This is a genomic window from Microvirga sp. P5_D2, from assembly GCF_054049475.1.
The window spans coordinates 25,186-43,434 of the sequence record NZ_JBFUMH010000009.1 but is presented as its reverse complement, the minus strand read 5'-3'; the positions used below and the strand labels follow the sequence as shown (position 1 = coordinate 43,434).

Genomic DNA, 18,249 nt, shown 5'->3' with positions numbered 1-18,249 from the left:
CGTGACGGCATTCGACATAGCGCGCACGCGCAAGACCCTGTTCGGCGCGCTGCTCGATGCGCGCGACACGTTCGGGCGCAACAAGGCCGCTCTCGAGGATCTGGAGCGCCAGCCCATCACCTACGGGCGGCTGGTGCTCGGCTCCCTGGTGTTGGGGCGCAAGCTCGCCGGCCTCACGGGGCAGGGCGAGACGATCGGCGTGCTGCTGCCGAATGTGCAGGCCATCGCGGTGACGCTCTTCGGGCTGAACGCCTTCGGTCGCGTGCCGGCTTTTCTCAATTTCACGGCGGGCCTCAAGAACCTGAAGGCTGCCTGTGAGATCGCGGATATCAAGACCATCATCACCTCCCGCCGCTTCGTCGAGCAGGGCAAGCTCGACGATATCGTGGAGACGCTCGGTGAAGGGCRCCGCATCATTTGGCTGGAAGATGTGCGCAAGAGCCTCACGAGCTTCGACAAGCTGCGCGGTCTCTTCGATTCCTGGCGCGCGCGGTCGGTGCATGCTCAGGCGAAGCGCGGCCCCGACGATCCGGCCGTCGTGCTGTTCACATCGGGCTCCGAGGGCGTGCCGAAGGCCGTCGTGCTCTCGAATGCCAATCTCGTCGCCAATGCCTATCAGGTGAAGGCGCTCGCAGGCGATGTGCTGCGGCCCGAGGATGTATTCTTCAATCCGCTGCCGATCTTCCACTCCTTCGGGCTGACGGCGGGGCTTCTCACGGCGGTGCTCAACGGCATGAAGTCGGTGCTCTATCCGAGCCCGCTGCATTACCGCCAGATCCCCAAGCTCATCGCAGGGACCAAGGCGACGATCCTGCTGGCGACGGACACTTTCCTCCAAGGCTATGCCCGCGCCGCCGGCGAGAATGACCTTGCAAGCGTGCGCTATGTGATCGCCGGAGCCGAGCGTGTGAAGGACGAGACGCGCGCGTTGTGGGCCAAGTACGGCACGATCATTCTCGAAGGCTATGGCGCGACTGAATGCGCGCCGGTGATCGCCGTGAACCTGCCAGAACGCAATCGTCCCGGAGCGGCGGGCCTCATCCTGCCCGGTATCGAATGGCGGCTCGATCCGGTGGAGGGAATCCATGTCGGTGGGCGTCTGCATGTGCGCGGCCCCAACGTCATGAAGGGTTATCTCGACCCCGAAAACCCCGGCCGGATCAATCCGCCTGCGGATGGCTGGCACGATACCGGCGATATCGTCACTGTGGAGGACGGCCTCGTGACCATCCGTGGCCGCGCCAAGCGCTTCGCCAAGGTCGGCGGCGAGATGGTGTCGCTGGCCGCCATCGAGGCGATGGTTCAGCAGCTCTGGCCCGACTTCAACCATGTGGTCGTGGCGCTGCCCGATCCCCGCAAGGGCGAGCAGATCGTGCTGATCACCGAGAAGCCGGACGCGGACCGCGATGTCCTGCTCAGTCATGCACGGGAGCAGGGGTTCTCCGAGCTATGGGTTCCGAAAGGAATTCTCGTCTCGGGCGTTCCCGTTCTCGGCTCCGGCAAGACGGATTACGCGGGCGCCGTCGAGATGGCGCGCCGCCTCCAGCCCATGCTCTGAAGCCGTTGTAACCAAAGCCCTTCTTACAGCGTTATCCTTGGCGGTTCGGGCCATTCCGACCCCTCATCCATGGATGATCGCATGAACAGGATCGCTCTCGTTACCCTCCTCATGGCCAGCGCTACGACTGCTTTTGCGCAATCGCGCCCGTTCACGCCGAACCTCAGCTGTAATCAGGCTCGGCAGATCGTGTTCTCCCACGGCGCTGCGGTTCTCGGTACGGGCCAATACACCTATGATCGTTATGTGCGCGATCTTAGCTTCTGCGAGTTCAACGAGATCCTCGACCCGGCCTGGGTGCCGACGCGGGATACGCCGCAATGCCCGATCGGGTATCGCTGTCGCTCCGGTCCTTATGACTTCTGGTGACCGAGGAGCAGCGCTTCTGGTTGTGCCCGGGAAAGGGATCGCCGGTCCCATCGTGGCATGTTGAAATTATGTCACACTCAGGAAGAATGCGGCTCGCCCAGGTGTAATCTGCTCAAACTAAAGGCATAATGCATCCTCAGTAGACAGCTTTGGTGCGTGCACCCAATTGCGTGAATCGGCAGCCCAAGTATGGTCACGGTTGCACTGGGGGCTAACGACCCTGGTATTTTGGACCTGGAGAATACTCATGAAGCTCGTTAAGAGCCTTCTTCTCGGATCGGTTGCGGGTCTCGCCGCCGTTGCCGGAGCTCAAGCCGCCGATCTTCCCGTGAAGAAGGCCGCTGCAGTCGAATACGTTCGCGTCTGCTCCACCTACGGTGCAGGCTTCTTCTACATCCCCGGCACGGAAACCTGCCTCCGCGTCGGCGGCCGCGTTCGCGCCGAGTTCCAGTATCTCGAGCCGACCACCCGCGAGGATGACTCGATCGGCTTCCGCGCTCGCGGCCGCATCCAGCTCGACGCTCGTACCGCCACGGCTTACGGCCTGCTGCGCTCGTTCGTCCGCTTCGAGATGACCCGCGACACCGGCGTGTACGGCTTCTCGTCGACGACCGCTAACGTCGACCAGGCCTTCATCCAGTTCGGTGGTCTGACCGCCGGTCGCTCGATCTCGTTCTTCGACAACAGTGACCTTCCCACTGAGCACTTCGGCACGCTCCGCTTCTCGGACGCCCCGAACGTGAACCTCTTTGCCTACACCTTCTCGTTCGGCAATGGCTTCTCGGCCTCGATCGCCCTCGAAGAAGGCCGCTATGCGGGTACCGAGTTCGGCGATACCGTCGCGTTCACCGAAGCCGGTCAGCGCATGCCTGACGTGGTTGCCAACGTGCAGTACACCGGCACCTGGGGCTCCGCCCTTCTCGCCGGCGCCGTGCACCAGCTGCGTAGCGCCGTTATCCCCGGCCTTGCCCCCCTCGGGTTCGACGATATCCCGGACACCGATTACGGCTTCGCTGTGACGGCTCAGGGCAGCGTCAACCTGCCGTCGCTCGCTCCGGGCGACGCTCTGTGGATTGCCGCAACCTACGCTGACGGCGCCATGGGCTACCTCGGCTTCGACAGCACCAACACCGTTGGCCGTTCGACGACCGACATCGTGGACGCCTATATCGGCGCTGATGGCGACATCAAGACCGGCCGCGGCTGGTCGGTTGCCGGTGGTCTGCGTCACTATTGGACCCCTGAAGTTCGTCAGAGCGTCTTCGGTTCGTATGCTCGCGTCGAGTACGGCAGCTTCGCGTCCGACATTGCTGGCTTCAACCCAGACTTCAACGAGTGGCGCGTCGGCACGAACGTGATCTGGCAGCCGGTCGACGGTCTGGATCTCGGCGTCGAGGTTCTGTACGCGAACCAGGATCCGCGCGGCGTCGATGTCCGCTCGGGCGATGCTTGGGAAGGCCGTATCCGCGTTCAGCGCGACTTCTAATCGGTTCTATCCGATCTGAAAGGGAAACCCCGGTGGAAACACCGGGGTTTTCTTTTTCCTATATGGCTGCCGTGTCTCCGGATCTTTCCTCGGTAAGGCTTGCTCATTCGCCTCGCATGCAATCGGCCCTAAGTTCTGGGCTCGGTTGAGGCAAGTTTTCACGGCAATCATCATCTGGAGAAGCGAATGCATAGCCGCAAAAGACTGATAACCGGAGGGCTTCTGACGATCCTGGCTGCTGGATTGGGAGCTTGCTCGGCATCCGCCGATTGGTCATACAGCGAGTATCGCTCCGGTCCCGGCTATCAGAACGAGCGCACCTACGGCAGCCGGGTCTATGGCGACACCCGTCGCGGGTTGGGGGCTGAAAATTGCAGGCTTGTCAGGCGCACCCAGCTCGATGCTTTCGGCCAGCCGTCGTCCTGGGAGGAAGCCGTCTGCGAGCAGCCATAAGAGATCCGATGCCCTGCGCTAAGCCGAGGGTGGCTCGGTCGCGACGGGAGGAGTTCGGTAGAGGAAGGAACGGGCAGGCGAGGGAACGAACGCTCACCTTGACGGTTGCCATAGCGTCCATTCTTTCGTCAGGAGAACACTCTCATGAACAACATCATTTGGATTATCGGAGCGATCGTGGTCGTACTTGCGATCCTGTCGTTCCTCGGACTGCGCTAAGACTATTCAAGTGCTTGCAGGGCAGTCCTCACTGGTTTTACTGCCCTGCAGCTCTTCTGTCTGAACGGTGAACCCGCCCGGCGATGTCTTACCCAATAAGGGCAAATACGACCGAGGTGACGTTCAAAAGAGCCACGGTTCCGAGCAATGCCGGAATGACGGGAATGCGCGGTCGCGGTGCTCTCTCCCGGTCACGGGCTTCGTCCTGTGGCGTGTGATGCGAGTGACGGATCGCCATTGCTCCACTCCCAACGGATTCTGCACCACCTACTATGACTCGAACGCCCTCTTTCGGAGGTGTGCCGCCGCACATTGGGATTAATCCTGCGAGAATTCTCAGAGAATTTTTCGGCGAAGTGGATCCCGGCTCGCCGTCAAAAAATGCGGCTTAACAAAGAAGAGAGATGCTTCCGCGCAAGTGGAAACAGCTCTAGTGGCGTGTCGCAGTTTTTCGAAGCTGGAGAAGCTGGCCTTCAATGGCTCTCATGCGTGTCATGAGGCGGTCGAGTTCGCCAAGAAGGAGCTTCTCGTCCTCGCGGGCCTTCTCGATGAGATCGGTGGAGGAGCTGTGACGAATCCGGTGCAGGGCATCTGCAAGCTGACTATCCAGAAGCCGCATATGCAGCTCCAGATCGATGAACTCCTGATGCAGCTGAGTCTCCTTAAGCACAATCCGATCTCGTCTGGGTGCGGCTGTATAGCTTAAAGCTATAGCGTGTGAGCCGGTTCCTCCAGAGCAGAAAAAACAAGCCGTGCCGCAAAAACCCAATGGCCAAGCTGAAACGGACCTCCCCGATCACCGTTCCTTGATGAGTCGACTTCGGAACAGGCGCTCGACGGGTGTCTGAGACCGAAGGCTTTTTTGCATGATTGCTAGCGGCGGGGATGCGTATGCCGGCGGCAGTCGACAAGCTGCAGTAAAGGTCGAGTTGCTAAGGACCATCGCCGACTGTGCCGGCGCGGGTTCTGGTGTCTCATCCTTTACGGCAGCAATCGATCGGCAACGCCTGCAAGCTTGGGGTGTCGGGTCGGAACATATCGGACGGAATGAGGAGACACCGCATGGGCCAGAAGATAGAACCCAGTCGCATTGCATTGATCGTCGAGGATGACTTCGAGGTCAGAGGCCTTGCCGCAGCCTTGCTGGAGGAGACGGACCTCAAGGTCGTCGAGGCCGCCAGCGCCGAAGAAGCGCTGAATTATCTTCGGGATCACGCGGAGGATGTCGCTTTCCTCTTTGCAGACATTCGCCTCCCATGCCTCATGAACGGGGTCGATCTCGCGCGGACCGTGCGCATCGAATGGCCATGGGTCCGCACCGTTCTCACCTCCGGCCTGGCCCCGGAAGACGGCCTCGCGGACGTTCCTCGCGACGTACGCTTCATGCCGAAGCCTTGGCGCGCGCTCGAAGTTCTGATGGAGGCGGAGAGAGCGTCGCAATCTGCCAGAAGCCACTAAAAGACTAATCTATTTTGCGGCATCCATGGTCAGGCCCGAGCCGCTTCAAAGGCGTGCTCGGGAACCTTGGCGCTCATCAGGAATTGGCGTTAGCAATTTCATGAGGAGCTAAGCCGATGCCAAGCACGACTATCGCCACCGGGACATTCACATCGCGAAAAGCAGCGGATCAAGCCATCCGCCGCCTCATCTCCAGCGGCTTCGCCCGTAACAGCATCGCAATGCACCGGCATGACGATGACGAGGGCTTCGATGTGGAGATCCACACCCGGCGTGAGAATGTGCGGCGGGCGGAAAAGGTGATGCACGACGCATCGCTCTACAGCATCGACATGAACGATGCGCGGCGTGCCGCCTCGGGTGTGGTGGAAACTGCGCGGGCTCACCCGGCTCTTCTCCTGGGCGCCGGCATTCTCGCCGGTTTCATCCTCTACAACCTGATCCCACGCTCTCAGGAGGAGCCATCCCACCATCGCCAGGCAGCGCGCAAAAGGCAGACGCAGCGACGCGGCGAGTAAACCTGTCCTGGAGGCGCCGGAACCATGCCTTCAACAGGCTGCCGGCGCCTCTATCACATATCCTCTTCGTCTCGAGGATCGCCCCGTTCTTCAAGACGCTTGAGAAGGTTCTTAATCCGGTCCGGCGCAGGCTCTTTCAAAAGACTTTGGTAGTCGGTTTGCAGCTGTCGCCCAAGCTGCCTGAGGATCTCGGATTGCCCGGCCGCGGTCAGCCCATTGGAGCCGATGCTCCAGCCCAAATGCCTGTTGACCGGAAAAGGCGGTCCATTCGAATGGTGGAACCGCTTTGGCATGCTCAATCTCCTTGAAGCAAATTATCTTGAGCCTGTGAACGGAACAGAACACGTTCGGTTGCGGCTAAGTTTCTGGAAAAGATGCGATTTTTTGCTTCTTTGGGATAAGAGGCGACACGCCCGAACATCTCGCGCGGCCGGATAGGCATATCCTCTCCGAAAGGTGAGGCGACCGCCGGTCGCATTGGTTTCCCTCGCGCTCTGGTTCAAAGCTCGACATTAATAAAAGGGCGGGGGCCGGTAAGTGCGTGAACTGTTGATGCTTTATATCTGCGGAGTGGTCTTGCTCCTGGCGGTGTCCACCACCATCGATAGCGAGGAGAAGGTCGGATTGGACCATATCGTCATCGCCGCATTCGGGTGGCCGATCTTCACGTCGATCCTGGCTCTCAAGGCTTTGACGAGCCGCTGATCGAGCCGGCAGGCCTGATGTAAATCCAGGCTTTTGGCCATGCCAAAGGCTTTGCCCACCTGCATTTAGTCCTTATATCCTCACTTCGAGGCCGCAGCTCGCTGCCGGTCGACTTCTGGCCGGCCTTGCGCCCAGCGGACGAATATCAGGGACATCATGCAACGCATCGCGCCATCGCCGACAGAGGATACACTTGCGCGCAATCCGGCAGGTCGCCCACACAGGCGCTTCTCGCTGCGCCTGCACCTTGCCCTGATGTGCGCGGGATTAGCGCTGCCGATCCTGATCTTCGCCGGGTTCATCCTGTGGCACCTCGCCAGTGCCGAGAGAACGCGCCTCGAAGGCGATGCGCTCGAAGCCGCTCACATCGTGGCGGCTGACGTGGACCGCGAGCTCACGGGCCTGCGCGCCGCGCTGAGCATCCTCGTTCATTCGCAATATCTGCAGACGGGCGATCTCGACGGATTCTCCAGACAGGTCAGCAGCGGCAACCTGATGTCGGGCGTCAACATCGTCCTGCGCTCGCCCGATGGTCAGCAATTGGTGAATGCGCGCGTCGCCCGTGGAGAGGCTCTTCCGAAAACGAACCTGCCGAGCGATGTTGCTGCAATCGATCTCAAGCGACCTGTTGTGGCGGATCTGTTCAACGGTGCCGTGTCGGGGCAGCCCCTTTACGCCGTCACCATGCCTGTCATGCGCAATGGCGAAGTCGCTTATCTTCTGTCGGTGAGCGGTTCAGTCGAGCGGATCCGCAGGCTCACGACGCGGGAACGCCTTCCTGAAACCTGGACGGTTGCCGTCATCGAGCGCAAAGGGGCGATCCTCGCGCGCAATTTCCGGCATGAGGAGTTCGTGGGGAAATCCGCGACGCCCGATCTGCTGGAGTACACGAAAAACGCAGAGGGGACATGGCAAGGCCACACGATCGACGGTCAGGCGGTGCTCGGCGCCTATGCGCGCTCCCAGCTGTCCGATTGGCGCGTGGCGATTGGTATCAATGACGCGGAACTCTCCGCGCCGCTCCAGCGATCGCTCTGGTATCTGGCATGGCTCGGCGCCGCGCTGGCGGCCCTGTCCACTTTGCTCGCGCTCCTGTTCGGACACCACATCACGGCACCTATGGCGATGCTGGCCCAGCGTGCCGGTGCGCTTGGCCGGGGCGAGCCGGTTCCCGCGCTCGACACGCGCCTGAGCGAGATGGCGAATGTGGGCGATGCCCTCGCGATCGCATCCAAGGAACTGCATGAGCGCGAACGCGAGCGCGACGATGCGGAGGCAGCTCTTCGCGCCAGCGAGGAGCGTCTTCGCTTCGCGCTGGATGCCGCAGGCGGCGTCGGCACCTGGGACTGGAATGTGCGCAATGATCGGGTCTATACGAACGATGCGTTCGCGACCTTCTTCGGCGTCGATCCGGCGCTCGGGGTGATGGGAACGCCGATCGGTCAATATGTTTCCGGCATGCATCCGGAAGACCGCGCGAGGGCCAATTCAGAAATTCAGCGCGCGCTCACAGAAGGCAGTGAATATGTCGCTGAGTATCGCGTGGTCACGGAAGGAAAGATCCGTTGGGTCTCCGCCCGGGGCCGTTGCTATCATGACGAAAACGGCAAGCCGGCCCGCTTCCCGGGCATCATCATCGACATCACGGAGCGCAAACGGACCGAGGAGGCACTCGCCGCGAGCGAACGACGCCTTCAGGCCATTCTCGATACGGTGCCCGTCGGCATCCTGATCGCCGAAGCCCCATCCGGCCGCGTGCTTGGCGGAAACGCGCAAGTGGAACGCCTGTTCGGCCACGCCATCCTGCCGTCTCCCGACGTGGAAAGCTATCGCGAGTGGATTGGTTACCATCCCGACGGACGACAGGTGGAAGCAGAGGAATATCCGATGTCGCGTGTGCTGCGCGGCCAGGAAGAGCGCGCCGAAATGGAGGTGCTCTATCAGCGCGGCGATGGCCGTAAGGCCTGGATGCGCTTCATGGCGGCCCCGATCCGTGACGAGGCGGGACGGGTCATGTCCGGCGTCGTAGCCTGCCTCGACATCGACAGCGAGAAGCAGGCGGAAGCGTCTCTTCGTCAATGGAATGCAACCCTCGAACAGCGCATCGCCGAGGCTCTCGCCGAGCGCGAGAAGGCGGAGGCACAGCTGCGCCAGGCGCAGAAGATGGAAGCGGTGGGACGCCTGACCGGCGGCGTCGCTCACGACTTCAACAATCTCCTGACCGTCATCACCGGCAATCTCGACATGCTGCGCAGGCGCGTCGAAACTACGGGCGATGCCCGGCTCATCCGCAATGTCGACAACGCCGTCGAAGGCGCGCGCCGTGCGGCGCAGCTCACCCATCGTCTGCTGGCGTTCTCGCGCCAGTCGCCCTTGCAGCCGGAAGTTCTCGATCTCAACAAGATCGCGGCGGGCATGTCGGAGCTGCTTCATCGCACCATCGGCGAGAACATTTCCATCGAGACGGTTCTGGCCGGAGGGCTCTGGTGTACGGAAGCCGATCCGAACCAGCTGGAAAGCGCGATCCTCAATCTCGCGGTCAATGCGCGCGATGCCATGCCCGATGGCGGCAAGCTCACCCTTGAGACCGCGAATGTCTATCTCGACGAAGCCTATGCCGCCAGCACCAGCAATGAGATCCGGGCGGGCCAATATGTCATGGTCAGTGTTTCCGACACGGGAACGGGCATGACGGCCGATGTGAAGGCGCAGGTGTTCGAGCCCTTCTTCACCACGAAGCCGGTCGGCAAGGGCACAGGCCTCGGTCTCGCGCAGGTCTATGGCTTCACGCGGCAATCGGGCGGCTACACCACGATCTATTCGGAGCCGGGGCAGGGCACGACCGTCAAACTGTACTTCCCGCGTGTGTTGCGGAGTTCGGAAGTGGTCGGCGAAACGGTCACCCAGCCAGTGGCAGTACCGCATCCACATGCCGCCGGCCGCACCGTTCTCGTGGTCGAGGACGAGGAGATGGTGCGTGAGTTTTCCATTTCCGTTCTGGAGGATGCGGGCTACCGCGTGCTTTCGGCGGAGGATGGGCCGAAGGGCTTGGCGATCCTGCGGGATCATCGCGACGAGATCGATCTTCTCTTCACGGATGTGGTGCTCACCGGCCCCATGAACGGCCGTATGGTCGCGGATGAGGCGCTGAAGATTCGTCCCGATCTCAAGGTGCTGTTCACGACAGGCTACACGCGCAACGCCATCATCCATCATGGACGGCTCGACGAGGGCGTTCACCTGATCACCAAGCCGTTCGCCGCATCGAGCCTTGCCGAGCGGGTGAAGAAGCTTCTGGAGGGCGAGTGAAGGTTAAAGCAGGAAGTAGCCTTTGCCCAAGCTGCTGACGCCCTTCATGAAGATAGCGAAATCCGCCTGACTGTCTCCAGTCGTGTCGCCACTGACCACCACACCACCGGCTGCCCTGTCGTAGCGCAGTTCGCCGGACGTGTTGTGGAACGCGTGCTTGCCGATGAAGTTGAAAGCTTGGTTTCCGCCGAAATCGGCGCGGGCGTCGATGCTGCGCAAATCCATTTTGTCGCCTTCCCTAGCGGAAAAATCGGCAATCAGATCGCGTCCGGTCGTCTCGACCGTGCTGTCGGTCGCTCGCTTGAAAGTGAAAGTGTCGGCTCCCGCGCCGCCGAAAAGCCTGTCGCGGCCCGACAATCCGATGAGCGTATCGTTGCCGCCTCGACCGCCGAGGAGGTTCGCTTCATCGTTGCCGCGTAGTTTGTCGCCGCCAGCGCCGCCGATCGCATTCTCGATGACGGTGAAATGCCCGATCCAGACTTGATTGGCCGCCGTGATGGACGAAGCCTTCGCGCCGATATAGCTCCAACTGCCGCCGGTCAGGTCGATCGAAACTTTTTCCTGCAAGTGAGAGGCGGTGACTGTATCTCGCCCGCCGCCGTCCCAGATGACTTTCGTGGCGCCGAACTTGTACGTATCCGCTCCCATGCGCGCCTTGGCCGGGCCGTAGATGCTCTGAACGGCGATGATGTCGAGCGCACCCAGCTTGAAGTTGCCCGAAGACGTGTTGTTGTAGGACATCACCGTATTGACCCAGCTGTCCTCGCCGCCTCTCAGTCTGGCATTCCCTTCATGCGGATGTTTGAGGCCGAGCGCATGGCCGATCTCGTGCAGCAGGGTCAGGTATCCGTATTGCGTGTGTTCCGTGCCGTAATTGGCGTGAATGTAGATCTGCTGCAATGCGTATTGGGTGCCGTCCGGAACATAGGTGAGCGGGTAGGAGGCATAGCCGCCCACGCCCTGAATGTTGAACTGCCCGAACATCAATTGTTCGCCTTGCGACGCACCGCGTACGAACTTGATGTCGGCGACTTTCGAATATTCCCGCAGCGCTCTCTCGGTGGCCGCGACTTCGGCGACGGAATACGGCGCGAAGCCATTGCTGGGATCGCCATACCAGTTCGCACCCTGCGGCGATGTCATGAAGTTGTAGCTGACGACGGCTCCCTCGCCGTCCCGCGTATTCAAATGGTAACGCCAGTAATCGTTGCTCTGTTCGTTGCGAAGCGAGCGGATGAAATTCGGGAGAGCAGCCATGGCTTTCGTCTCCGGTCGAGGATCCGACGAGCCAAGCCATTATAGATTCTGTCACTCCCGCCCGGCCTTTCCTCCCGAGGTAGGATCCAAGGCATAAAGATGAGGGCGGTATCTTCGGGGCTAATCTTTTGGAAGCTTGGGGACAGCGCGCTATCGAGCGCTGTGGAGCCCATTTGGTGCGGACGGCGGGGGTCGAACCCGCACGGGCATAGCCCGAGGGATTTTAAGTCCCTTGCGTCTACCAGTTTCGCCACGTCCGCATCAGGAATGAGGGTTATCGGGCTCCGGGGCGAAGCGCAAGTGCGGGGCTGAACGGGGCTGTTGGGAAGGCCTTATTCCGGGGTGCGGAAGCCGTAGATCCAGTCGTAGCGCTTGGCCATGTCCTGGGGGCCGAGATGCCGCATGATCCTGTCGCGGCCGAACGAGATCAGGCTGCCTGCATGGTAGATGCGCCCGTTGCGCCGCGCCTCGGCCTGGACGCGGCTGGCGCGCTCCAGGCGGGCGTTTTCATAGGCGGAAAGGGCGGAGGCCACATCCGTGACATCCCGGCCTAAAACCGCTCCCAGGGTCGCGGCATCCTCGATGGCGAGCGCCGCGCCCTGGGCGAGGAAGGGCAGGACCGGATGGGCGGCATCGCCGAGCAGGGCAACGCGTCCCTGCGCCATCCGCCGGATGGGGTGGTAGAACAGGGACCATTGCAGCCATTCCTGAGGCTTGCTCAGGAGATCGCGAAGGACAGGGGCCGCGGAGCGGTAATGGGCCAGAAGGTCCTCGGACCGTCCGGGAGCTGCCCAGCCCTCGACGGGCTGCTTGGCGCGCTCGATGGCGACCACGTTGACGAGGTGCCCGCTGAAGATCGGATAATGCACCACATGGCCCTGCGGCCCGAGCCAGAGGCCAGTCTCGTTGCCGGCGAGTTCCTTGGGAGCATTACGGCGGTCGAAGGTGGCCCGCCATGCGATATAGCCGTGGAATTCGGGGACTTTCTCGTCGCCTGCCGCCTTCCGCACCCGGGACCAGATGCCATCCGCGCCGATGACCAGATCCGCCCTCAGCGTCTCCGTGGCTCCGCCGGAGGAATACAGGGAGAGTTCCACGTGATCGGGACCGGGCTGCACGTTCTCGACCTTGCGCCCCATGACGAGGCGGATCGCGGGGTCCGAGCGCACGGCGTCCAACAGGGCCGTCTGGAGATCGGCGCGATGGACCACCCAATAGGGGGCCTCATAATGCTGCTGCATGTAGGGGCCCAGCGCGATCTCACCGATTTCCTGAGCCGTGCCGATCTTGCGCACCACCACGCGGTCGGGCGTCGTCGCCACGCGCCGCAGGGCCGGGCCAAGCCCAAGCCTGATCAGGAGGCGGCTGGCATTGGGGGAAAGCTGGAGCCCGGCGCCGACTTCGCTGAAGCCGGTGCGCCGCTCCACAAGGGTAATCGCGTGGCCCTGACGGGCCAGGGCCAGAGCCGCCGTCAGGCCGCCGATTCCGGCGCCGACGATGGCGATCGAGAGGCCCGACACCTTACCGGGAGGAATCGGAGGTCGCGAAGTCCGGCTCCCAGACGCATTCCGCCGGGCGGGCTTCGTCGGCCTTCAGGGATGGGTCGTACTTGAACAGGGTCGAGCAATACGAGCAGATCGTCTCGTTGTCGTAGCCCATGTCGATGAAGATGTGCGGGTGGTCGAACGGAGGCTTCGCCCCGATGCACATGAACTCCTTCGAGCCCACGGTGATGACGGGAACGCCCAGGTCGTTGTGGAAGTGGGGTGTGCCTTTGTCAGCCATTGCCCTGCTCTGAACCGATGAAATTTGCGCGCACCATAATGGCCGAAGCGCCATGCGCCTAGAGCAAAAATTTCGGGCTCGGAGCGGCGATCCGGCCTTGGCGGGGACGGTGATGGCGATCTGAAAACGGTTTTTGACATGGTGTTGCCCTTGCCTCGCGGCCTGACACGGTCCTGCGGGGCTGGTTCCTGCGGAGGGCGATTGCATAAAGGAGGGCGGGTGCGTAGTTTGCGGCGCATCCGACAACCACCAGATTTCCCGGTCTCAGATCTCCCGGTCCCATGCGCTACTTCAATTCCAACGGCGTCAGCATCGCCTATATCGACGTTCCGGCCCATGAGGGGCAGGGCGATCCGATCCTGCTCATTCACGGCTTCGCATCGAGCCATGCGGTGAACTGGGTCAACACGCTCTGGGTAAAGACGCTGACCCGCGAGGGGTATCGTGTGATCGCGTTCGACAATCGCGGGCATGGGGAGAGCGACAAGCTCTATAATCCCGACGATTACCATTCCTACCGCATGGCGGAGGATGGCACGCGCCTTCTCGATCATCTCGGGATCGAGCGCGCCGACGTGATGGGCTATTCCATGGGGGCGCGCATCACGGCGCATATGGCGCTGGCGGCGCCCGAGCGCATGCGCTCGGTGATTCTGGGCGGCCTCGGCATCCACCTCGTCGAAGGGGTCGGCCTGCCGCTCGGCATCGCGGATGCCATGGAGGTGCCTTCGCTTGCCGATCTCACCGATCCGATGCAGCGCATGTTCCGCGCCTTCGCCGAACAGAACGGCTGCGACCTTAAGGCGCTCGCCGCCTGCATCCGCGGTTCGCGCCAAGCGCTGACGCGGGAGGAGGTGGCCTCGATCACGCTGCCGACCTTGGTGGCGGTGGGCACGAAGGACGATGTTTCCGGCTCTGGCCCCGAACTCGCAAAGCTCCTGCCCAATGCGACAGCGCTCGACATTCCCGGACGCGATCACAACCTCGCCGTGGGCGACAAGGTTCACAAGCAGGGCGTGCTGGAGTTCCTGAAGCACCGTCCTTGAGCCTTGGCGTTGAATTGCGTATCGCATCTCCCCGATCCACCGGCAAAGGAACCGCATATGACACGTCTCGACAGCGCGATCCGGCGTTTGACCGCTCAGCGAGATTTGCTCGACTGGGCCGCGCGAGAGATCGCGCCGGATGGGTTCGTGCTGGAGGTCGGTCTCGGTAACGGGCGCACCTACGATCACATGCGCTTGAGGATGCCGGGGCGTGAGATTTATGTGTTCGAGCGCGCTGTCGCAGCGCATCCCGATTGCATTCCGCCTGAACGATATCTTTTCATCGGCGATGTGTTCGAGACCTTGCCCGCCTTCATCGCGCGGTTCGGAGAAGGCTCCGCCGCTTTGATTCACATCGACATCGGCACCGGCAACGAGGATGCCAATCGCGAAGTGGCGTTGCGCCTTTCTCCGCTGCTCGCAAAGCTCCTGATGCCCGGCGGACTCATTCTCGGCGATAGGGCTTTCGATCTCCCGGGATGCACGGATATCTCGTCGAAGACCGGCGTTCCTGAAGGGCGGTATTTCGTCTACCGCCGCTGATCTCAGCGGCCCGTGAAGACGGGCTTACGTTTTTCCAGGAACGCCTTTCTCCCCTCGACCGCATCCGCGCTGTCGAAGCACTGGTCCGCCAGGGCAACAGGATCGATATTGGGATGCGCGATGCCCATCGACGCGTCGATGGCGGCCTTCGCGGCGCGGATCGTCAGCGGAGCATTCGCCGCGATGTCCTGGGCGAGGGCGAGAACGATGTCTTCCAACTGGCCGTCGGGCACCACGCGCTGGAGGACGCCGAGGCGTAGTGCCTCCTCGGCTCCGATGCGGCGTGCGGTGTAGAACAGGTCCTTGGCCGCAGGCGCACCGACCGCAGCGGTCACCAGCTTCATGGCACCGGGCGGATAGCCGACCCCGAGGCGCGCGGCGGGAATGCCGAAGATGGCGGTCTCCGAAGCGATGCGCAGGTCGCAGGAGAGGGCGAGCCCGAAGCCGCCGCCGAGGCAGAAGCCCCTAATCATGGCGATCACCGGTTTCGAGCAATGGGCCAACGCCCAGAAGGCCGCCTCGTTGATCGCCTCGTAATGCCGCCCGCCTTCGGCATTGGCCCGAACCGTCGAGAACTCGCTGATATCGGCGCCCGATGCGAAGGATTCGGCGCCCGCACCCCGCAGGACGATGACGTGGATGTCGGGGTCGCGGTCGAGCTCCGCGATGATGCCCGGCAGGGCTTGCCACATCCCGAGATCGAGGGCGTTGTGCTTGGCCGGGTTGTCGATGGCGAGCGTTGCGACACTGCCATCCACCGAGACGGCAAGCTTGGGATGGATGTCTGAAAAAGATGCGGTCATGGGGTTGATTGGATCTGTGGGAAGGAGCAAGGGCTTATTATCTATCGAGCATCGGACCCAAAAGTGGAATGCACTTTTGGGATCCATTCGATGCGCTAAGCGAAAGCTGGGCCGGCAGGGAGATTAGCATGACACAGAGCCGCTTGAAGGCTGGATCGCCGGATTTCCTGGCCGGAAAGGTCGATCCCATCTGGGACCGCCTGCGCAGCGAGGCCGAGGCGATCGTCAAGAGCGAGCCTGCGCTGGGCGGCTTCGTCCTCACTGCCATCCTGAACCAGCCGAGCCTGGAAGCGGCGGTCATTCATCGGGTCACCTCCCGCCTCAACCACAGAGCCATGCCCGCCGACATCATCGAGCAGGTGTTCATGGAAGCCGCCGATCGGGACAAGAGCATCGGCGAATCCTTCCGGGCCGATATCAACGCCGTGCTCGACCGTGATCCCGCCGTGTCGCGGGCCGTCGAGCCGCTGCTTTACTTCAAGGGTTTCCATGCCATCCAGACGCACCGCCTGGCCCATTGGCTGTGGAACCAGGGGCGGCAGGATTTCGCGCTCTACCTCCAGAGCCGCTCCTCCGACACGTTCCAGACCGATATCCACCCGGCGGCCAGGATCGGACGCGGCATTTTCCTCGATCACGCCACRGGCCTCGTGGTAGGCGCGACGGCGGTCGTCGAGGACGACGTCTCCATTCTCCAGGGTGTGACGCTTGGCGGCACCGGCAAGGAGCGCGGCGACCGGCATCCCAAGATCCGGCACGGCGTGTTGATCGGGGCGGGGGCCAAGATCCTCGGCAATATCGAGATCGGCCATTGCGCGAGAATCGCCGCAGGCTCGGTCGTGCTCAAGCCCGTTCCCCATAACGCCACGGTGGCCGGCGTTCCGGCCAAGGTCATTGGCACCGCCGGATGTGCCGAGCCCGCCCGCTCCATGGACCACCTTCTGTCCGAGATGGAAGGGATCTGAAGGGGATAGTGACCAGGCTTTGGACCTAACCCCGCTTGCCCGCGTTTGCCGGGCGTGGCAAGTGCTGCATCCGTGTAACTTTGAAAGGACGTGTAGTGGATAAAACGGAGATGGCGAAAGTCGAGCGTTACCTGCGCCAGACCTTTGCGAACCACTCGATCCGTGTTGTCGGTCGCCCCAAGAAGACCGACTCGGCGGAAGTGTATGTTGGTGAGGAATTCCTGGGCGTGCTCTTCGTCGACGACGAGGACGGCGACCGTTCCTTCAACTTCACCATGGCCATCCTCGATACGGATCTCGAGGACTAAAAGGCACATTTTCGCGGCGGGGTCCCTGCCGGGGCTCAGCTGCCTCCGGACAGGGACCGCCGATGCCGATCTACAGCCTCGATGACGTCGCCCCCATTCTCCCCGAGGATGGGCAGTACTGGATTGCTCCCGACGCTCATGTGATCGGCAAGGTGCGCCTTGGGATCGATGTAGGCATCTGGTTCGGGGCCGTTTTACGCGGCGACAATGAGCTGATCGATATCGGCGACGCCAGCAATATCCAGGAAGCGGCCGTGCTCCATACGGATATGGGCGCACCGCTCACCATCGGCGAAGGCTGCACCATCGGCCACAAGGCGATCCTGCATGGCTGCACCATCGGCGACAATTCGCTGATCGGCATGGGGGCGACCGTGCTCAACCATGCCCGTATCGGCGCGAACTGCCTGGTGGGCGCCAATGCGCTGGTGACCGAGGGTAAGGAGTTTCCGGATAATTCGCTGATCGTCGGCGCGCCGGCCAAGGCGATCCGGGTGCTCGATGAGGCCGCCATCGAGCAGCTGCGGCGCTCGGCGCAGAGCTACGTGTCGAACTGGAAGCGGTTCTCAAACGGAATGAGGCGGATCGACTGACCCGCCTCATGCATGGAATTCAGGGGATTGAAACCGGCGCGAACATGCCGGTTTTGTTTTAGGGATTCGCGGTCGTGGTCGGCGAGGTGGCGATGCCGCCGAGCGACACCCAGCCGACGGTGTCCTGGCTCTCGCGCTTGATATAGACATAGCCGGTACGGCCCCAGGGCAGGATCGAGGACGTCTTGTTGTCCAGGATGTAGTCGCCCCGGTTGGTGCGGACTACGAGAACCGCATGGCCTTCGCCCAGCTCGTCGATCACGACGGCCATGCGCATGGCGCGGCGAGGAAGGCCGTTCTCGACGAGGATGCGGCGCTTGAGCAGCTGAAAGTCCTCGCAATCGCCACGGCCGTCATCCGGGAAGCCCCAGGTGTCCACGACGCCGAAATGGTCGGCATCGGTCACGGCCTTGATCGATGTGTTCACGCGCTGGTTAACTGCTACGATGTTCTTCCAGACCTGGGGGGTCAGCTCGACGAGTTCGGGCTCGGTCACATCGACGGCGCATTCGGCGGGATGGCTTTCGCAGAACTTCGTCCAGCCCAGAAGCGGCTTGGCGGCGCCCACGCTCCTGATCGCGTTGCTGGAAACGGGCAGGGAAGCCACGGTCTGCGCCTGAACGGCCGAGGCCGTGAAGACCATCAGAAGGGTTGCAAAGGCTGCCGTAATGAAAGTGCCCGAACTCAAAAACTTCTCATTCTTTCCGCAAAAAGCGCCGTTCTTGAAATTAATGTACCGCATGCCCCACCAGCCGGTTTAACGTTCTTTTAACCAAACTGACATGGTTGCATTTACGGCTCAAGCGGAAAGTAAAAGGTGAGTTAACGCGTCGCGCCCCTCATTGGTTCCTTTATGGTTAACAAAAAATTAATA

Annotated in this window: 21 protein-coding genes and 1 tRNA gene; 12 read left to right on the top strand and 10 right to left on the bottom strand. The window is 62.0% G+C overall.

Annotated features, from left to right (window positions below):
• The first annotated feature begins 1 nt into the window (after window position 1).
• The 4 genes from ACXJKO_RS05240 (at window position 2) to ACXJKO_RS05225 (ending at window position 3,866) form a co-directional block, all read left to right on the top strand.
• A complete protein-coding gene (locus ACXJKO_RS05240; protein ID WP_457090027.1) occupies window positions 2-1,558 on the top strand; it encodes an AMP-binding protein in 1,557 nt (518 codons plus the stop codon).
• Between the two features lie 81 nt (window positions 1,559-1,639).
• A complete protein-coding gene (locus tag ACXJKO_RS05235; RefSeq protein WP_457090026.1) occupies window positions 1,640-1,927 on the top strand; it encodes a hypothetical protein in 288 nt (95 codons plus the stop codon).
• Between the two features lie 247 nt (window positions 1,928-2,174).
• Window positions 2,175-3,413 carry a porin gene (locus tag ACXJKO_RS05230; RefSeq protein ID WP_457090025.1) on the top strand — a complete coding sequence of 413 codons (1,239 nt, stop codon included), beginning with the start codon at window positions 2,175-2,177 and terminating at the stop codon, window positions 3,411-3,413.
• Window positions 3,414-3,599: 186 nt separating this feature from the next.
• The gene (locus tag ACXJKO_RS05225) at window positions 3,600-3,866 is read left to right on the top strand and encodes a hypothetical protein (protein ID WP_457090024.1); all 267 of its coding nucleotides are present in this window, start codon (window positions 3,600-3,602) and stop codon (window positions 3,864-3,866) included.
• Between the two features lie 307 nt (window positions 3,867-4,173).
• On the opposite strand, the gene ACXJKO_RS05220 is transcribed toward ACXJKO_RS05225, so the two are convergent.
• The gene (locus ACXJKO_RS05220) at window positions 4,174-4,323 is read right to left on the bottom strand and encodes a hypothetical protein (protein ID WP_457090023.1); all 150 of its coding nucleotides are present in this window, start codon (window positions 4,321-4,323) and stop codon (window positions 4,174-4,176) included.
• Window positions 4,324-4,515: 192 nt separating this feature from the next.
• A complete protein-coding gene (locus ACXJKO_RS05215) occupies window positions 4,516-4,755 on the bottom strand; it encodes a hypothetical protein (RefSeq protein ID WP_457090022.1) in 240 nt (79 codons plus the stop codon).
• Between the two features lie 392 nt (window positions 4,756-5,147).
• Between ACXJKO_RS05215 and ACXJKO_RS05210 the strand changes: the two genes are divergently transcribed.
• Together ACXJKO_RS05210 and ACXJKO_RS05205 are read left to right on the top strand one after the other, a co-directional pair.
• The gene (locus ACXJKO_RS05210; protein WP_457090021.1) at window positions 5,148-5,543 is read left to right on the top strand and encodes a response regulator; all 396 of its coding nucleotides are present in this window, start codon (window positions 5,148-5,150) and stop codon (window positions 5,541-5,543) included.
• A gap of 116 nt (window positions 5,544-5,659) precedes the next feature.
• Window positions 5,660-6,061, top strand: a complete 402-nt coding sequence (locus ACXJKO_RS05205) for a hypothetical protein (RefSeq protein ID WP_457090020.1) — start codon at window positions 5,660-5,662, stop codon at window positions 6,059-6,061.
• 53 nt (window positions 6,062-6,114) lie between these two features.
• Here the strand turns inward: ACXJKO_RS05205 and ACXJKO_RS05200 are convergent, their stop codons facing one another.
• Both ACXJKO_RS05200 and ACXJKO_RS05195 read right to left on the bottom strand, forming a co-directional pair.
• Window positions 6,115-6,354: a NepR family anti-sigma factor gene (locus ACXJKO_RS05200; RefSeq protein ID WP_457090019.1), complete on the bottom strand. Its 240-nt coding sequence runs from the start codon at window positions 6,352-6,354 to the stop codon at window positions 6,115-6,117.
• A 264-nt stretch (window positions 6,355-6,618) separates the two neighbouring features.
• Window positions 6,619-6,831, bottom strand: coding sequence for a hypothetical protein (locus ACXJKO_RS05195; protein WP_457090018.1), 213 nt, complete (start codon window positions 6,829-6,831; stop codon window positions 6,619-6,621).
• A 91-nt stretch (window positions 6,832-6,922) separates the two neighbouring features.
• On the opposite strand from ACXJKO_RS05195, the gene ACXJKO_RS05190 reads away from it, so the two are divergent.
• Window positions 6,923-10,075: a PAS domain S-box protein gene (locus ACXJKO_RS05190; protein ID WP_457090017.1), complete on the top strand. Its 3,153-nt coding sequence runs from the start codon at window positions 6,923-6,925 to the stop codon at window positions 10,073-10,075.
• Window positions 10,076-10,078: 3 nt separating this feature from the next.
• Here ACXJKO_RS05190 and ACXJKO_RS05185 read toward each other — a convergent pair whose 3' ends face one another.
• From ACXJKO_RS05185 to ACXJKO_RS05170, 4 genes are all read right to left on the bottom strand, one after another.
• A complete protein-coding gene (locus ACXJKO_RS05185) occupies window positions 10,079-11,332 on the bottom strand; it encodes a M10 family metallopeptidase (RefSeq protein ID WP_457090016.1) in 1,254 nt (417 codons plus the stop codon).
• A gap of 174 nt (window positions 11,333-11,506) precedes the next feature.
• Window positions 11,507-11,592: transfer RNA gene (locus ACXJKO_RS05180), tRNA-Leu, on the bottom strand.
• A gap of 72 nt (window positions 11,593-11,664) precedes the next feature.
• Complete coding sequence (locus ACXJKO_RS05175) at window positions 11,665-12,852, bottom strand: FAD-dependent monooxygenase (protein WP_457090015.1); 1,188 nt, start codon at window positions 12,850-12,852, stop codon at window positions 11,665-11,667.
• Window position 12,853: 1 nt separating this feature from the next.
• Window positions 12,854-13,117 carry a zinc-finger domain-containing protein gene (locus tag ACXJKO_RS05170; protein ID WP_457090014.1) on the bottom strand — a complete coding sequence of 88 codons (264 nt, stop codon included), beginning with the start codon at window positions 13,115-13,117 and terminating at the stop codon, window positions 12,854-12,856.
• Between the two features lie 281 nt (window positions 13,118-13,398).
• On the opposite strand from ACXJKO_RS05170, the gene ACXJKO_RS05165 reads away from it, so the two are divergent.
• Entirely contained in the window at window positions 13,399-14,163 is a 765-nt protein-coding gene (locus ACXJKO_RS05165) for an alpha/beta fold hydrolase (RefSeq protein ID WP_457090013.1), read from the top strand.
• A 57-nt stretch (window positions 14,164-14,220) separates the two neighbouring features.
• On the top strand, window positions 14,221-14,706 hold the full coding sequence (locus ACXJKO_RS05160) for a class I SAM-dependent methyltransferase (RefSeq protein WP_457090012.1): 486 nt from the start codon (window positions 14,221-14,223) through the stop codon (window positions 14,704-14,706).
• Window positions 14,707-14,708: 2 nt separating this feature from the next.
• On the opposite strand, the gene ACXJKO_RS05155 is transcribed toward ACXJKO_RS05160, so the two are convergent.
• Window positions 14,709-15,509 (bottom strand): enoyl-CoA hydratase, encoded by an 801-nt coding sequence (locus ACXJKO_RS05155; protein ID WP_457090011.1) that lies wholly within the window; start codon window positions 15,507-15,509, stop codon window positions 14,709-14,711.
• A 128-nt stretch (window positions 15,510-15,637) separates the two neighbouring features.
• Between ACXJKO_RS05155 and cysE the strand changes: the two genes are divergently transcribed.
• The 3 genes from cysE to ACXJKO_RS05140 all read left to right on the top strand — a co-directional run bounded on the left by cysE (window position 15,638) and on the right by ACXJKO_RS05140 (window position 17,375).
• The gene (gene cysE, locus ACXJKO_RS05150; RefSeq protein ID WP_457090010.1) at window positions 15,638-16,474 is read left to right on the top strand and encodes a serine O-acetyltransferase; all 837 of its coding nucleotides are present in this window, start codon (window positions 15,638-15,640) and stop codon (window positions 16,472-16,474) included.
• 95 nt (window positions 16,475-16,569) lie between these two features.
• The gene (locus tag ACXJKO_RS05145; RefSeq protein ID WP_457090009.1) at window positions 16,570-16,782 is read left to right on the top strand and encodes a DUF3126 family protein; all 213 of its coding nucleotides are present in this window, start codon (window positions 16,570-16,572) and stop codon (window positions 16,780-16,782) included.
• Window positions 16,783-16,844: 62 nt separating this feature from the next.
• Window positions 16,845-17,375 (top strand): gamma carbonic anhydrase family protein, encoded by a 531-nt coding sequence (locus tag ACXJKO_RS05140; protein WP_457090008.1) that lies wholly within the window; start codon window positions 16,845-16,847, stop codon window positions 17,373-17,375.
• Between the two features lie 58 nt (window positions 17,376-17,433).
• On the opposite strand, the gene ACXJKO_RS05135 is transcribed toward ACXJKO_RS05140, so the two are convergent.
• Entirely contained in the window at window positions 17,434-18,063 is a 630-nt protein-coding gene (locus ACXJKO_RS05135) for a transglutaminase-like cysteine peptidase (RefSeq protein WP_457090007.1), read from the bottom strand.
• Window positions 18,064-18,249: the final 186 nt, after the last annotated feature.